Raw genomic sequence first — 15,187 nt, 5'->3', positions numbered from 1 at the left:
TCGCGTCGCCAGACGTCCACGATGCAGGCCAATGCGCCGATCAGCTCGCGGAGCCGAAACCGAACAGGCGCGCCGGGGTATCGAACATGATTTTTCGCCGGTCATCCGACGATGGCACGCTGCGCACGAACACGCTCAGCAACACACCGTAGTCGATGCGGCGCGTGGCGCGCACGTGGGGCCAGTCCGAGCCCCAGATGCAGTGGTCTGCACCGAAGGTCTCCAGCAGCTTGTGAGTGAAAGGCAACGCATCGGCACAGGGCAAAGCGTGCTGCGAGAACTTGTCGTAACCCGACAGCTTGACGACACAGCGCCCGCTGTCGGCCAGTCCCAGCAGCGCCTGGAAACCGGGGCTCTCCAGGCCATGGGCAAGGTCCGGCCGACCATGGTGATCGACCAATATCCGTGCGCCGCAATCACGCAGCCGTGGCGCCAGTTCGGCCATCTGATCGCCCTGGACCTGCACCTGCACATGCATGCCGAGCGCTGCAATGCGACGCCAGAGCGCATCTGCATCGGCATAGTGCGCGAGGCCCAGCAGCGCCATGTTGAACGCGATGCCTACGACACCCTGCGCCTGGAGGTCCTGCAGTTGCGCGGTCGACGCATCGTTCTCGACTACGGCGATGCCCTTGAAGCGGCCGTCGCCATGGCGGATCGCGTCGAGCATGCAGCGGTTGTCGGTGCCATAGCCGGAGTTCGGTCCGACCAGCAATGCATGCTGCACGCCGTAGGCCTGCATGACCTCCTTGAAATAGGCGGCCGTGGCGATCTCACCACCGGCCGGCTCATAGAACACGCCCGGCACATAGAGAAATGCGGCCGGGTCAAAAAGGTGGCAGTGGCAGTCGATCTTGGGGAGCGAGAAGATGGCGGTGTCCATGGATGGCGTTCAGTTCAAAGCGAAATTCGCCGGAGATTCTGACGCAGGACACCGACCTGGCCGCCCAGGGTCACATCAGTTCGGATCCACGAAGCGCCCTGCACGCTTTTCCATGCCGGCACGCACCGCCTCGCGCTGGTTCGGGCTGCCGATCAGCAATTGCTGCTCCACCGATTCGGCCACCAACAGCGCCGCCGAGTCGCCGTCGTGCGACTGGTTCAGCAGCCGCTTTGCTGCGCGCACCGCATCGGGGTTGCGGGCTGCGATGCCGCGCGCCATCGCCAACGCGTCCGCCAGCGGGTCCGCGCAGACACGGGTTCCCAGACCGATGCTGCACGCCTCCGCGGCACCGACCACGCGTGCGCTGAACACGAGATCGCGCGCCACATCCGCGCGCAGCAGTTCGCGCATGAGCGGAATGCCCGCCATGTCGGGAACCAGCCCCCATTGCATCTCCATCACCGACATCCGGGCGTCTTCCGCCATCAGCCGTACGTCCGCACCCAATGCGATCTGCAGACCGCCGCCATAGGCCACGCCGTGCACGGCGGCGATGACGGGGACGGGCAGCTCGCGCCAGAGCCAGGCGACCTGCTGCGCCTGATTCGCCAGGCCGTGCGTTCGCGGCAGCAGGTCGACCAGACCTTCGGCGACCACGCCGCCTTCGCTCATGCGTCCGAAGCTCGCCATGTCCAGGCCGGCACAGAAGGCGCGCCCTTCGCCGTGCAGGACCACGGCACGCAGGCCGCGCATGCCCTGCAGCCGCTCGCCCGCCGCGACGATCCCCGCGAACATCGCGGCGTCGATCGCATTCATCTTGTCGGGCCGCGAAAGGCGAACCTGGGCGACGCCGTCGGCGTCGATCTGCACGGTGACCCGATCGCGGAAGGTTTCCGAGGTCGAGGCTGTCTCTGTCGCTTGCATGGCAATGTCTCCGTTGGTGGTGCTTTGCGCGCGATGTTCTCATGCAGGCCGCGCCGCGTGCCGCGCGAGGCATCTCACTCGCGACACGCGTTTTCCCGCCGCGCCGAGCGAGAGGTTCCGTTGGCTGCGGGAGACCGTGTTGCCCTGCAAGGCCGCTCCCGGGGCCGCCGCGTCAGACGAGCTGGTGCTGCACGTCCGTCTCGATCGGCTGCACATTCCAGGCCAGCCCGTAGGTGGCTTCGGCATAGGCCTGAACGACCTTCGAGCCCAGCAATCCGTGCAGCACGTCGCCCTGCGCGGCGCGGCGGCTGATGACCGGACTCAGCAACCCCTTGGCCGCGAGATCCTGCAGTGCACGGTCGACCCAGACCTGGCGCCGCGCCGAGTCGAGGCTGTCGACTTCGGCCCGGATCGCCCGGATGCGCTGCGTCATCCAGCTGTCCTCGGGCACGGGCGCGACGCGTGCGCCGACGACCTGGGCAGGCACCGTCACGGTCGACACGGTCACGACGGATTCCGGTGCCATGTCTTCGCGATCGGTGCCGGGCGCTTCATCCGACGCATCGGCATTGCGCAGCAGGGAGCGCAGATAGGAATAGGCGTTGTCCACGCGGCGCAGGTTGCCGTTGGCGGCACGCCGCTCCAGCGCATCGAGCTTTTCCCGCACCGAGGATTCGCCGAACTCCTTGACGAGTGCATCGAGCTTGATTTCGCGAATGCCGAGCGTCTCGGCGCGCAGCGCGAGGTTCGCATCGACCGGATCGCGTGCGCCGCCGCGCGAGGGCGCCTTGATCTTCTTCCGAACCGCGAACTGGACTTCATGGACGACACGCCCACGCTTGTGCTCGATGAGCTCGATTTCGAGATCCGTTTCGAGATTGATCTCGGCGACGGCCTCCTTGATGCGCTCGTTCTTGAACTTGCGCCATTCACGCCGGTCGCCGCCCGGCATGTTGCTCAACGCATCGGTCCACCAGGCGATCGGCTTGCGGCTGGTCACGCCGCCCGGGTTGTCGCGGTAGCGCACGCAGATTTCATACAGCGCGATGCCTGCGTAGGTCCCGAGCTTGGCCAGGATCTCCAGATCGATGCGCGCCCAGCGCGATGGGTCGCGCAGCACGGCCATGATCGACGGCGGAAACGACCAGCCCACCCAGTTCTCGCCCCGCCGCACCTCGAGGACCACTTCCGACAGCATCGAGAAGCCCCGCCACTTGACGCCATCGCCCGGTGCCGTGGACTCCCAGTCGACCTCCAGGCTCCGCATTTCGCTGAGATAGCGCTTGGCGGCAGTGCGGTCGTTGCCGGCCGATCCGGTGGTTCGCAGGATCGCCGCCAGCGGGGCTTCGAAGAGAAAGTCCGCCGGTGGCATGGCGTCAAGCGCGTCGAGGCGCGCCTGGGACACCTGCAGGAGCACTGTATAGATACGTCTCGCGGTGAGCGTGACCCGCGCCGAGCGCGGAACCATCACGATCATCTCGTGCGGTTTGCGGAGCTCGACGTTGTCCGGCGTCCCCTCCGCGGCGGCAAAAACGGCATCACCGATGGTTTTGTTCATGCGTCGATCATATGTCCGGCGCAGTTTGGACACAACGCGACATCTGGATCGTGTGTCCGGCACGCGTAAATCGCGGACATTTCCTCTTTTTGGACGTCTGGCACCTCGGTTAAATCACGGACAAATGAGGGAAGGCGGGCGCTGGAGAGGTGCCAGAAGCCCGCGTAGACCACGGACACAAGCACCAATGTGAGGATTTTTGTCTCGAATTCGGTGCTTTCGGGCCTGGGGATAACTCGCCAGGATGGGCGCGTAGGATGCGGACGACTGCCGCGTAAATCACGGACATGTTCGAGTAGACCGCGGACAGTTCCGGTTACGTTGCGGACGTTTTGCGCGAGATTTTTCTTTTAAGTTATTGATAAATATAGAGAAAATCTGATTTTGGCGATTCTCTAATCTTCTTAAGAAATCTAAGATTTCTCTTAATCTCGGGACGATCGAGAGGGAAAATGAATAGAAATCGGACATCCGCAAGCCAACATGCGCCGCCGCGGAGTCGTTGTCCACGATAGCAATCGTTTTTTCGCATGTGCTGTGCATAATCGCATGACATTGAAACTTCGAAGGCAGACACGTGGACATCAAACAGACGATCAAACGGCAAACTTTGGAGGACATCGAACTCCAGGCGCAAAAGATAGCCGGCATGATGGACCGGATTCGCACGGCCATGTTGGCGCCGACGGCGACCAAGACGGCACCTCTCCTGAGCGCAGCGCAACTCGCTGAACTGTGCAACGTCGACAAGGCGAAGATTGCCTATCGGCTGACACGCGGCGAGCTCCCCGAAGGCACGATGCATGGCAACCGGCGCGAATGGACGATGGAAGAGGCCCAGGTGTGGGCACGCGACCTTCGCGCCCAGCATCTTCGGCCGGACGGCGCCGCCGGCATCACCTTGACGGTGGCCAATTTCAAGGGCGGCGTTGCCAAGACCACGTCGGCCGTGACCCTGGCCCAAGGACTTTCGATGCGCGGCCATAAGGTACTTCTGCTCGACCTCGACCCGCAAGGCTCGGCCACGACGCTGTTCGGCGTTTTGCCTGATGCGGAAGTCGACACCGAGCACACCGCGATGCTGCTGTTCGCCGGTGATGAGGACAACCTGCAATACGCGATCAGGAAGACGTATTGGCCGAACATCGATCTGGTCTGTGCAGCGCCATTGCTTTACGGCGCGGAGTTCGCGTTGCCGGCGCGGCAAGCGAAAGACCCGGGCTTCGAGTTCTGGCGGGTACTCGATCGTGGTCTGGATTTGACGCGCGAAGCGTACGACGTCATCGTGATCGACACGCCGCCTTCTCTGAGTTACGTGACGATCAATGCGCTGATGGCCGCGGACGGTGTCATCATGCCGTTGCCGCCATCGGCGCTCGACTTCGCCAGCTCGGCGCAGTTCTGGGACCTGTTCTCCGACCTGTGCAATCAGCTCGTCAGGAGTCGGGGGAAGAACAAGAGCTTCGAGTTCATCGATGTGCTGTTGTCACGGGTGGAGGCGTCGGACACCGCCAGTTCCGTTGTCAGGCAATGGGTGCTGGAAGGATATGGCGACAAGGTCTTGCCGATCGAGATTCCCAAGACCGCGGTCGCTGCGACGGCGAGCGCCGAGTTCGGCACGGTCTACGACCTGCCGCGCGGTTCGGTAGGTGCCAAGACATTCACGCGTGCACGCGACGCCTACGACCGGATGTGCGAGTTGGTGGAGCAGCAGATCGAAGCGGTCTGGGCACGTCAGATCGCGGAGCGTCAACTGTTGGAAACAGGAGGCTGAGATGGGTTTGAGAGACAAGGCATCCAAGATTGATTTCGGTGCGCTCGTGGCACCGCCGGTGCCCGCGCCGGATACCAAGCAGCCGAAGACGGCGCCGGGCGCCATGATGGCCTTCGCGAACGATCAACGCTCGGAGCTGCTCAAGGAAAACGAGCAACTCAAGCAACGTGCTGACGAAGCCGGCGTGCTGCAAGCCAGGTTGGAAGAGGCCGTCGAAGAGATACGCGAATGGGACGGTGCGAAGCCGACGCGTTTGATTCCTGCGGGGCAGATCGCCCGCAGCAATTTCGCAAACCGCCACGCGTCCAGTTTCGAGAGCGCCGAGTTTGCGCAGCTGAAGCAGGAGATCCAGGAAGCGGGCGGCAATGTGCAGCCGATCAAGGTTCGCGCGATTGCGCAGGCAGGCGACGGCCCGAAGTACGAAATCGTGTTCGGGCATCGGAGACATGAAGCCTGCTTGCAGCTGGGCTTGCCCGTTCTTGCGGTGGTGGACAACCTGGACGATCGCGCGCTGTTCGTCGAGATGGATCGCGAGAACCGGGCGCGTGAGGACCTCTCCGCCTGGGAGCAGGGCGTGATGTACCTGCGTGCGCTGGACGGCGGGCTTTTCCCTTCGGCACGACAGATGGCCGCCGCACTCGGGGTGGACCCCAGCAATCTTGGCAAGGCAATCGCGCTGGCGCGTCTGCCTTCGGTGGTGATCGGCGCATTCGCGTCGCCGCTGGATCTTCAGTTTCGGTGGGTGCCCGCGCTGAACCAGGCGCTGGAGACGGACCGTGCATTGCTCGAGACCCGGGCGTCGGCCATCGCAGCTGCTCGCGGCGCGATGACTGCAAAGCAGGTTTTCGAGACTTTGGTGAAGCCCCCTGAAAAGGGGGGTGGTACGGTACCACCCCCTGCCGACTCACATGTCATCGAGCTGGATGGGCGCGTGGTCGGGAGCGTCAAATTCGATGCGCGCGGGCGAGCATCGGTACGAGTGGATACCGGACTTTCAGCCGATCGGCAGACCAGGCTGTTGTCATGGATGCGCGATTTCCTCACCGGCTCGTAATCGGGAGGCGAGAGCAGAGATAGGGGGGGTGGTACCGTACCACCCCCCCTATTTTTTTGTGCGGCGCATCTTGCGAACGAGCTCTCTTATCGCCCTGCGCACGGCTGATTCTGTGAGTTGGAGTGCCCACGACGATAAATGAATGGGGCTCTAAGCCCGGTCGAACTCACGATTCCATCGGGCTCTTACAGACGCTTGTGAGCCCGCGACCGGTGGGATGCAGAGCGGCGCTCCGTCTCGCCAAAAAGTAGCGGGTGCCATCATGCCTACGACACTGTGATCTCACTCGCTGTCACGAGTGCGTGTGCGGCGGCAAGTTTGGCTTCTTCTGTGCCAATCGTACGGTTCCAAAACCGGCACGCGTTTCTCTTCATCTGTCGTCGCCAATGGCCCTTTGTGCGTAACCGAGCAACAGCAAGTTGTGCAGGATGAACCTGATGCTTGTAGATTCAATAGCATTGGACACGTCTCGGCATAACAGGGTCTTGGGTGCCCCGAAGCTCCTCCCGTCCCGCCTTTCATCGACCCTGGCCGAAGGAGAGTGATAAGACTTCGCTGCTGCCGATCCCGAAATACTGTCTCTCTGCTCGAGCGCCTGATCTGAATGGCTTGCGTCAATTTTCGGCAAACTAAGTCCTGCATTGCTAGAAGCAAAGACGCTCCCAGTCCAAAGGTCACACGCCCACCGCCATTGCCTCGCAGGCCGGGTGCCAGCCAAACAAGAAAAAAGACCGTTGCTCCTCATCACTTGGCCCTTGCATCTCAAGTGATCTCGGCCAACAGGCCTCGAATTCACCCGCGCAGGATATGTATGCGCTAAGTCCTTGATTCGAAAGACTTTGTGCTCGAGATCTCAGCCACTGTGCTAGAGTGCCGTCGAAATATGAGATTGATGATAACTAACCCGAATTCAATGCCGCACGCAATGCGTCACGACGCCCGAGTTCCCCCCTCCGCAAGTGGCAGGACTGCAAGCAGGCACGCCGACCGGCCAGTTGCCGCGAAAGACGGCACATGACCACGCGCCCGCCACGGCAGCTCGAACGCGGGCATTTCGCTTTCATGCGGGCGATCGCGCAAGGCCTGGACGAGCGAACGAGCTGGGACCGTTACCTGCAGATCGAAGGCGACCATGCCGACATGCGGACAGTGCGGCGCACCATCGCGTGGATCCGGGACGCCTTCGCCGCTGCGGCCCGACGCGAAGCACGGCCCGGAACCGCTCGCCTGATTCTTCTCGACCCGAAGCGGCTGCCATCCACGCCAAGTCCCGACCGCCGTGATCGTTCTGGCGTGACGCCGCATGCGAGCACGCCCCCGACGCTGGCCGAATTCGCCGCGGCGAGCGGCATGGAAGACTTCTCCGAGGAAGAGCAGATCGAGGCCTACACGGCGGCGTATCCCGCGTCGCAGAGCGGTCGCGCGCCCATTGCCGCGCGCGCTGCCGCCCAGCGGGCCTCGCGCCGTGCCCGGCTCATCGAGCGGCAACTCGACGCGCTGCGCTGGCTCGAGGACCTTGTCGCGCAGGAGCCGAAACTCGCTGACGGCGTCGCGGCCTGGTTGAATCCGGCGTTGGCGCTGCGCCTGGAGCGCGCCGGCCTGTCGACGCTTCAGTTGCTCCTGGCGCGCGTGAACGGCGTGGGCGCGCGCTGGTGGTTGCATGTGCCGGGCATCGGCGCCACCAAGGCTCGGCGCATCGTCGACTGGCTGCGCGTGCATGAGAGCGCCCTCGGCAGCGGCCCGGGCGCACACGTCGGCGTGCCACGCGCACAGCTGCCAAACGCCGTGCTGGCGGCGGTCGTTCCCACCGGCACGGCACTGCTGCCGTTCGAGAAATTCATCGTGCCGCCAGCTTTGGAAGGGCGCCAGGGCGGCGGCCGTGCCGACGCCGGTGCTTGCCGCATCCCGGCAGCCACCGACTACGAAGCCATCCAGGTCTGGCTTGCGGCCCAGCGCACGGCCGCTGGCGGCGTTGCGCTGTCGGCGACCCAGCGCGCCTACCGCAAGGAAGCGGAGCGTCTTCAGCTGTGGTCCGTGCTGGAACGCGGCCGGGCGATGTCGGCACTCGGGCCGGACGACGTTCAGGCCTATCAGGTCTTCCTCGCAGCGCCGCCAGAGCACTGGTGCGGGCCGCGGCACCATCAACGCTGGTCACCCCTTTGGCGGCCGCTGGAACGCGCACTGGCACCGCCTGCACTGCGCCATGCGATGAAGGTGCTGCAGAGCCTCTATGGGTTCTGGGTCAAGCGCGGCTACGTTCGAACCAATCCCTTTGCCGACGTCGCGCCGCAGCGCCCGTCGCCGGCGCCGTTCAGCACGAATCGCGTGCTGAGCTTCGCGCAATGGGACCATCTGGACGCCTGGCTCGATGGCCTGCATGACGACGAACGAGGCCGCCGTCTGCGGCGCGCGGTGCGATGGCTCTACGCGACCGGCTTGCGCCTGTCGGAACTCGCGCGCGTGCGTTGCGCCGACATCGCACGGCCCGACGCAGGCTGGCGGTTGACCGTACATGGCGAGGGCGCGCAGCACCGCACGGTGTCACTGCCGGATCGGCTGGTGCGCGAATTCGAAAGCGAGCTTGGCCGCCACGGTTTCGAGCCCGATGTGCGGTCGGCCGGCAACGCGCCTATCGGCGTGATGGCGCGCTTCGGCGCGGGCGACGCGGTGCAGCCGGTGTGGTCGGCCTCCGGCATCTACCAGGCGATCAAGGTGCTCGTCGACGCCGCAGCGCGAGACCTGAACGCGATCGACCCGGTGCAGGCCTCGCAATTGCGTCGGGCCAGCACCCATTGGCTGCGCCATTCGCATGGCGCGCATGCGCTGACGGGCCGCGCCGGCGACGCGCCGCGACCGATTCAGGATGTGCGGCGACAGCTGGGACATGCGTCCGTCACGACGACCTCCGCTTATCTGCGGGGGGCGGCGCGGGTCCCATCGCAGGCGCCCGCGCCGATGGCACCGGCGCGGGCGCTGGAACCACCGTCAGGCGACTGACGGCGGCGGCGCCTTCACGATCGGGCCGGCGTTGGCGCGTAGCCGAAAATCGACTTCAGCTCGGTGAAGTCGTCGAGCCCGTGGCGACCCCATTCGCGACCGTTGCCGGAGGCCTTGTAGCCGCCGAATGGTGCGGCGAAGTCCGAGGGCGCGCCATTGATGTGCACCATGCCGGCCCGAAGCCGGCGCGCAACACCGCGCGCGCGGGCCGGATCGCCGGACGACACGTAGCTCGACAGCCCATAGATCGTGTCGTTCGCCATGCGCACCGCCTCGTCCTCGGAGTCGTAGCCGATCACGCAGAGCACCGGCCCGAAGACCTCCTCCTGGGCGATCCGCATGTCGTTGCGGACATCGGAGAGCACTGTCGGCCTCACGTAGAAACCACGTGCCAGGCCGTCCGGCCGCCCCGGCCCGCCACGCAGCGCCGTTGCGCCTTCGGCCAGCGCCATCTCGATCAGCCCCTGGATCCGCGCAAACTGGCGTGCACTGACCACAGGACCCATGGACGTGCCTTCGGCGGCAGGATCGCCCACCGCGATGCCGTCCGCCGCCTGTGCTGCAAGGGCCAGCACTTCGTCGAGGCGTTGCGCCGGCACCAGCAGCCGCGTCGGCGCATCGCAGCTCTGCCCGCTGTTCAGGAAGCAGGCGCGGACCGCCGCGGGAATGACCTTGGCCAGGTCCGCGTCGTCCAGCACGATGTTCGGCGACTTGCCGCCCAGTTCCTGGTGCACGCGCTTCACGCTGTCGGCCGCGGCCTTGGCCACGGCCACGCCGGCCGCGTTCGACCCGGTGAAGGACACCATGTCGATGCCGGGATGCCGCGACAGCGCATCACCGACCGTGGCACCGTCGCCGTTGACCAGATTGAAGACGCCGGCGGGCACGCCGGCCTCGTCCAGGATCTCCGCGAACAACAGGGCCGACAGCGGTGCCAGCTCGCTCGGCTTCAGCACCACGGTGCAGCCGGCAGCCAACGCGGGCGCGACCTTGCAGGCGATCTGGTTCATCGGCCAGTTCCAGGGCGTGATGAGTCCGCAGACGCCGATCGGCTCGCGCGCGACCAGCGTGCCGCCGACCTGCTCGTCGAACGCATAGTCCTTGAGCACGCGCGCGACTTCCTTCAGGTGCCCCAGCCCGGCCATGGCCTGGGCGCGGCGAGCCAGCTTGATCGGCGCGCCCATCTCCGTCGAGATGGCCTGCGCCATCTCGTCCAGCCGCCGGGTGTAGACGCCGATGATCGACTCGAACATCGACAGCCGCTCGGCCCGCGTGGTCGCCGCATGACGTTCGAAGGCGGCGCGTGCAGCGGCGACGGCGCTGTCGACGTCCGCCGCGTTGCCAAGCGCAATCTCGGCCACCGGGAGCTCGCTCGCGGGCGAGATCACGGCGCAGCGGCGGTCGGACGCGGGTTGCACCCAGCGCCCGCCGATGTAGAACTCCAGCGCGTGCTTGTTCATGGCGATTCCGTCCGGCGGCCTACTGCGCGGCCACCACGATGATCTCGACGCCGAGCGCCTCGCGGTTCAGCCGTGTCTCGTAGCACGCGCGGCCGGGCGCCTGGCCGACCGGAACCCACGCGTCCCAGACGGCGTTCATCTCCTCGAAGTCGGCCATGTCGGTCAGCAGGATGGTGGCGCTGAGGATCTTCTCCTTGCTGCTGCCGGCCGAGGCGAGATGGCCGTCGATGCGCTCGAGGATCTCCCGCGTCTGGGCGCCGATGGACTCGCCGGCCGTGGTCTTGGCGACCTGGCCCGCGAGGTAGATGGTGTTGGCGTGGATGTTGACCTGCGACATCCGTGCGGCGGTGCCGATGCGTTGAACTGACATGGGTAGGGAGGAGGGTGGGGGGACGAGTGGATGAAAAGGCATGCGCGGCGCGCGCGGCCTGCCGGAGGGAGCGACGGCACCCGCAACGGGGCCGCCGCGGTGCTTACGCGGTGGGTGCGGCCAGCAGCTCGGTGCGCCGGCGGTCGATGAAGCCGGTGTCGACCTGCCCCTTGGCATAGGCGGGATCGCGCAGGCAGGCGATCAGGAAGTCGCGATTGGTCTGGATGCCCGCGATCTCGAATTGCCGCAACGCGTCGACAGCGTGCCGACGGGCATCGTCGCGCGTCTCGCCCCAGGCGATCAGCTTGGCCAGCATCGGGTCGTAGTAGGGCGTGATGGTGTCGCCTTCGCGGTACGCGCCATCGATGCGCAGATGCGCGCTCGCAACGGGCTCGCGGTAGCGCTCCAGCCGCCCCGGCGAGGGCATGAACATCCGCGCCGGATTCTCCGCATAGAGCCGGCATTCGATCGCATGGCCGCGCGTCGTGATCTCGTCCTGCCGCAGCGGCGCGAGCAGGCCGGCCGCGAAGTCCAGCTGCATGCCGACCAGGTCGCGCCCGGTGACCGCTTCCGTCACCGGATGTTCGACCTGGATGCGCGTGTTCATCTCCAGGAAGAAGAACTCGTGCGTCAGCGCATCGACGATGAACTCCACCGTGCCGGCGCCCGCATAGCGCGTGGCGCGGCAGAGGTTCACGGCGGCCTCCGCCATCCGGTTGCGCACCGCCGCGGGCAGGTTCGGTGCGGGGCTTTCCTCGATCACCTTCTGGAAGCGGCGCTGGAGGGAACAGTCCCGCTCCATCAGGTGCACCGCCTCGCCGTTGCCGAAGCCGAACACCTGCACTTCGACATGGCGGGCCTGCGCCACATAGCGCTCGAGATAGACGGTGTCGTTGCCGAAGGCCTTGCCGGCCATCGACCGGGTGCTTTCCAGTACGCCGGCCAGCTGGTCGGCGCGGTCCACCCGCCGCATGCCGATGCCGCCACCGCCCGCGGCCGCCTTGACGAGCAAGGGAAAGCCGACCTTGCCGGCCTCGGCCGCAAGGTCACCCGATGCGTGGCTGCCCGGCACCACGGGCACGCCGGCCGCCTGTGCGATCTCGCGCGCCTTCTGCTTGTCGCCCATTTGCACGATGCTCGATGCCGCGGGGCCGACCCAGGTCAGGCCCTGGGCCGTCACCTGTTGCGCGAAGGCCGCGTTCTCCGACAGGAAGCCGTAGCCGGGATGGACGGCGTCGGCACCGGTGCGCCGGGCCACGTCGAGAATCCGTTCGGCGACGAGATAGCTCTCGCGTGCCGGCGCCGGACCGATCGGATGGGCCTCGTCCGCTTCCGCGACGTGCGCCGCTTCGCGGTCGGCCTCCGAATACACGGCCACCGTCGCGATGCCGCGCAGGCGGCATGCCCTGAAGATGCGGCGCGCGATCTCGCCGCGGTTGGCCACCAGTAGTTTCTTCAACGTCTTCTCCAGTCGGTTGCGGCCTTGCGCCGCGGGGGTGAAAGGCGCGGCCTGCCTGGCCCTATTGGCGGGCCGGCGCGTGGGAGCCGGACGTCGGCGGCGTGATGACCCACACCACCCGCGCCTCCTCCGGAAAGTCGTTCTCGATGCGGTGTTTCATCATGCTGGCGAAGCGGAAGCTGTCACCCTGTTCGAGCACGAAGGACTCCTCGCCGAGCCAGAGCCGGATCCGGCCCGACAGCACGAGCCCCGCCTTCTCGCCCTGGTGGTTGTAGAGCGCGCCGCCCGAGCTGCCGCCCGGCGCGAAGCGGAATTCCCACATCTCCAGCAGGCCGGTGCCTGGTGGCATCAGGAACATCTTGTTGATGCCGGTCGACTTCATCATGTCCATGCAATGCCGTTCGTTGGCACGCACGATGAAGGGCGAGACCTGCTTGTCCGGCGCCGAAGCATCGAAGAAATGGATGATCGGCACCTCGAGCGCAGCGGCCAGCAGCCGCAGCGTCTTCAGCGACGGCGTGGCCAGGCCCCGTTCGATCTGGCTGAGCATGCCGATCGAGATGTTCGCGGCCTCCGACAGCTGCCCGAGCGACCAGCTCCGCTTGTGGCGCTCGCTGCGCACGACGGTGCCGATCTGCGCGTCCTCGTCGGCCACCAGCTCCTCGCCGTCCTCCACCTGCGGCCGTGGCGCCGGCAGCGTGGCCGCTTCCGGCGCCGGACCTGGCGCAGCGGGCTTGGTTATTGCTCTTGCCACCTTGGTGCGCCCCTTCTTGGGGACCGTGTTCTCGGACATCGACATCTGCTCCTGATTGATTCTTCGGCCGTTCGAGACGGCGGGCCGAGGGGTGGCGGTCGTGTTCGCATGCACACGCCGCCTGAGTGGCCGGATTTTAACCACACGAAAAATGAACTATCAAGTTCAACTGTGGTTTAAAAAATCCTTGACACTGATTTTCATGGAAGTTAAATTTCATCAACATTTTCGATGTGATGAAAAGGAAGTTCCATGTTTTCAGGTGATTCCACCGCGATGGCTGCCGAGCCGGCCAACGGAAAGCGGTGACTGCCATGGCACATGCGTTCGCGCAATCCGCGGTCCTGATGGAGAAGGGCAACGTGTTCGAAGCCTTCGAACTCGGCCGCGTGTTCGACCACCACTGGGGCCGCACCCTGCGCCAGACCGAGGGCACGCTGTTCTCGACCTTGACGCTGCACTTCAACCCGCTGCACTTCAACCTGGAATACGCCCGCGCCCTGGGCCACCCTGAAACGCCGATCAACCCGATGCTGGTGTTCTCGGTCGTCTTCGGCCTGTCGGTGGAAGACCTGTCGGAGATCGGCGGCGCCTTCCTCGGCGTCGACGACCTCGTCTACGGCGCTCCGGTCTATCCCGACGACACGCTGACGGCGCGCAGCACCGTCGTGAAGCTGCGCGACTCCGCCTCCAACCCCGGCATGGGCATCGCGAGCTGGCACACCGAAGGCTTCAATCAACGCGAGGAGCGGGTCATCTCGTTCGTCCGTACCAACATGGTTCCGCGAAGGAAGACGACATGAGCTACATGACCGAAGAGCGCCGCATGATCCAGGAGCATGCGCGCGAGTTCACGCGTCGCGAGGTCACGCCGCTGGCCAACAAGCTCGACGCCGAGCAGGCCGACATCCCGATGGCGCTGCGCGACAAGCTCGGCGAGATGGGCTACTTCGGCATCCTGATCCCCGAGGAATACGGCGGCCAGGGCATGGGCTGTTTCGAGTACTGCCTGGTGTCCGAGGAACTGGCGCGTGGGTGGATGTCGGTCGGCTCGATCATCGTGCGCGGCAACCTGCTGATCGGCAGCCACATGATGAGCGAGACGCAGCGCAAGCGTTACCTCACGAAGATGGCGACCGGCGAGATGGTCGGCGCCTTCGCGATGTCCGAGCCCAACGCCGGCTCCGACGTGGCGAGCGTTGCATGCCGCGCCGTCAAGGACGGCGAGTCGTGGCTGGTGACGGGCAACAAGTACTGGTGCACCTTCGCCAGGGAAGCCGACTTCATGATCCTGGTCGCGCGCACGTCCAAGGCGCCGCCGGAGCGCCGTCACCTGGGGCTGTCGATGTTCATCATCGACAAGAAGCGCGGCGAGTTTCCCGAAGGCATCAGCGGCTCGTCGATTCCGAAGATCGGCTACTTCGGCATGAAGACCTACGAGCTGGCCTTCGACAGCTTCCGCATCCCGGCCGAGAACATGATCGGCGAGGAAGGCCGCGGCTTCTACTACGCCACGCAGGGCCTCGAATGCGCCCGTGCCCAGACGGCCGCACGCGCCGTCGGCGTGGCACGTGCCGGGCTCGAGGATGCCATCGAGTATTCGCAGCAGCGCGAACAGTTCGGCAAGCGCATCAGCGACTTCCAGGTCACGCGCTTCAAGATCGCGCAGATGGCGGCCGAGGTCGAGGCCAGCCGTCAGCTCACGCACTTCGTGGCGGACCAGATCGATTCCGGCCAGCGCTGCGACCGCGAAGCCGCGATGGCCAAGTACCTCGCCAGCGAGATGTGCGAGCGCGTCACTTCCGAAGCGCTGCAGATCCACGGCGGCGCCGGCTACACCAAGATGCATGCGGTCGAGCGCTACTGGCGCGACGCACGGTTGACCAAGGTGTTCGAAGGCACCTCGGAGATCCAGCTGCGCGTGATCTCCGACAGCATCCTCGGGCGGAGCTGA

General features: G+C 65.6%; 12 protein-coding genes. 5 read left to right on the top strand and 7 right to left on the bottom strand.

Annotated features, from left to right (window positions below):
• Positions 1-40 precede the first annotated feature (40 nt).
• The 3 genes from AC07PZ_RS17150 to AC07PZ_RS17140 all read right to left on the bottom strand — a co-directional run bounded on the left by AC07PZ_RS17150 (position 41) and on the right by AC07PZ_RS17140 (position 3,365).
• On the bottom strand, positions 41-883 hold the full coding sequence (locus AC07PZ_RS17150; protein WP_495296323.1) for an amidohydrolase family protein: 843 nt from the start codon (positions 881-883) through the stop codon (positions 41-43).
• A 75-nt stretch (positions 884-958) separates the two neighbouring features.
• Complete coding sequence (locus AC07PZ_RS17145) at positions 959-1,807, bottom strand: crotonase/enoyl-CoA hydratase family protein (protein ID WP_495296322.1); 849 nt, start codon at positions 1,805-1,807, stop codon at positions 959-961.
• Positions 1,808-1,979: 172 nt separating this feature from the next.
• A complete protein-coding gene (locus tag AC07PZ_RS17140) occupies positions 1,980-3,365 on the bottom strand; it encodes a replication initiation protein (RefSeq protein WP_495296321.1) in 1,386 nt (461 codons plus the stop codon).
• Positions 3,366-3,942: 577 nt separating this feature from the next.
• Here AC07PZ_RS17140 and AC07PZ_RS17135 point away from each other — a divergent pair.
• The 3 genes from AC07PZ_RS17135 to AC07PZ_RS17125 all read left to right on the top strand — a co-directional run bounded on the left by AC07PZ_RS17135 (position 3,943) and on the right by AC07PZ_RS17125 (position 9,190).
• Complete coding sequence (locus tag AC07PZ_RS17135) at positions 3,943-5,139, top strand: ParA family protein (RefSeq protein WP_495296320.1); 1,197 nt, start codon at positions 3,943-3,945, stop codon at positions 5,137-5,139.
• A gap of 1 nt (position 5,140) precedes the next feature.
• The gene (locus AC07PZ_RS17130) at positions 5,141-6,193 is read left to right on the top strand and encodes a ParB/RepB/Spo0J family partition protein (protein ID WP_495296319.1); all 1,053 of its coding nucleotides are present in this window, start codon (positions 5,141-5,143) and stop codon (positions 6,191-6,193) included.
• A gap of 1,014 nt (positions 6,194-7,207) precedes the next feature.
• Positions 7,208-9,190 carry a site-specific integrase gene (locus AC07PZ_RS17125; RefSeq protein WP_495296318.1) on the top strand — a complete coding sequence of 661 codons (1,983 nt, stop codon included), beginning with the start codon at positions 7,208-7,210 and terminating at the stop codon, positions 9,188-9,190.
• A gap of 14 nt (positions 9,191-9,204) precedes the next feature.
• On the opposite strand, the gene AC07PZ_RS17120 is transcribed toward AC07PZ_RS17125, so the two are convergent.
• The 4 genes from AC07PZ_RS17120 to AC07PZ_RS17105 all read right to left on the bottom strand — a co-directional run bounded on the left by AC07PZ_RS17120 (position 9,205) and on the right by AC07PZ_RS17105 (position 13,272).
• On the bottom strand, positions 9,205-10,650 hold the full coding sequence (locus AC07PZ_RS17120; RefSeq protein ID WP_495296317.1) for an aldehyde dehydrogenase family protein: 1,446 nt from the start codon (positions 10,648-10,650) through the stop codon (positions 9,205-9,207).
• Between the two features lie 19 nt (positions 10,651-10,669).
• Positions 10,670-11,020, bottom strand: coding sequence for a RidA family protein (locus tag AC07PZ_RS17115; RefSeq protein ID WP_495296316.1), 351 nt, complete (start codon positions 11,018-11,020; stop codon positions 10,670-10,672).
• A gap of 103 nt (positions 11,021-11,123) precedes the next feature.
• Entirely contained in the window at positions 11,124-12,479 is a 1,356-nt protein-coding gene (locus tag AC07PZ_RS17110) for an acetyl-CoA carboxylase biotin carboxylase subunit (protein ID WP_495296315.1), read from the bottom strand.
• Between the two features lie 61 nt (positions 12,480-12,540).
• Complete coding sequence (locus AC07PZ_RS17105) at positions 12,541-13,272, bottom strand: helix-turn-helix domain-containing protein (protein WP_495296314.1); 732 nt, start codon at positions 13,270-13,272, stop codon at positions 12,541-12,543.
• A 275-nt stretch (positions 13,273-13,547) separates the two neighbouring features.
• Here AC07PZ_RS17105 and AC07PZ_RS17100 point away from each other — a divergent pair, with 275 nt between their 5' ends.
• Together AC07PZ_RS17100 and AC07PZ_RS17095 are read left to right on the top strand one after the other, a co-directional pair.
• On the top strand, positions 13,548-14,036 hold the full coding sequence (locus tag AC07PZ_RS17100; protein WP_495296313.1) for a MaoC family dehydratase: 489 nt from the start codon (positions 13,548-13,550) through the stop codon (positions 14,034-14,036).
• Positions 14,033-15,187: an acyl-CoA dehydrogenase family protein gene (locus AC07PZ_RS17095; protein WP_495296312.1), complete on the top strand. Its 1,155-nt coding sequence runs from the start codon at positions 14,033-14,035 to the stop codon at positions 15,185-15,187. Before AC07PZ_RS17100 ends, AC07PZ_RS17095 begins: the two co-directional genes overlap by 4 nt.

This window comes from Variovorax sp. GW821-FHT10B04 (genome assembly GCF_059415645.1).
Note: the sequence above shows the minus strand (reverse complement) of the source record. Positions and strands in the feature narration are given on the sequence as shown.

Bases quoted from the DNA above. Each gene is read 5' to 3' on its own strand.
- AC07PZ_RS17150 (WP_495296323.1), bottom strand. From the start codon at position 883: ATGGACACCGCCATCTTCTCGCTCCCCAAGATCGACTGCCACTGCCAC.
- AC07PZ_RS17145 (WP_495296322.1), bottom strand. From the start codon at position 1,807: ATGCAAGCGACAGAGACAGCCTCGACCTCGGAAACCTTCCGCGATCGG.
- AC07PZ_RS17140 (WP_495296321.1), bottom strand. From the start codon at position 3,365: ATGAACAAAACCATCGGTGATGCCGTTTTTGCCGCCGCGGAGGGGACG.
- AC07PZ_RS17130 (WP_495296319.1), top strand. From the start codon at position 5,141: ATGGGTTTGAGAGACAAGGCATCCAAGATTGATTTCGGTGCGCTCGTG.
- AC07PZ_RS17125 (WP_495296318.1), top strand. From the start codon at position 7,208: ATGACCACGCGCCCGCCACGGCAGCTCGAACGCGGGCATTTCGCTTTC.
- AC07PZ_RS17120 (WP_495296317.1), bottom strand. From the start codon at position 10,650: ATGAACAAGCACGCGCTGGAGTTCTACATCGGCGGGCGCTGGGTGCAA.
- AC07PZ_RS17115 (WP_495296316.1), bottom strand. From the start codon at position 11,020: ATGTCAGTTCAACGCATCGGCACCGCCGCACGGATGTCGCAGGTCAAC.
- AC07PZ_RS17105 (WP_495296314.1), bottom strand. From the start codon at position 13,272: ATGTCCGAGAACACGGTCCCCAAGAAGGGGCGCACCAAGGTGGCAAGA.
- AC07PZ_RS17100 (WP_495296313.1), top strand. From the start codon at position 13,548: ATGGCACATGCGTTCGCGCAATCCGCGGTCCTGATGGAGAAGGGCAAC.
- AC07PZ_RS17095 (WP_495296312.1), top strand. From the start codon at position 14,033: ATGAGCTACATGACCGAAGAGCGCCGCATGATCCAGGAGCATGCGCGC.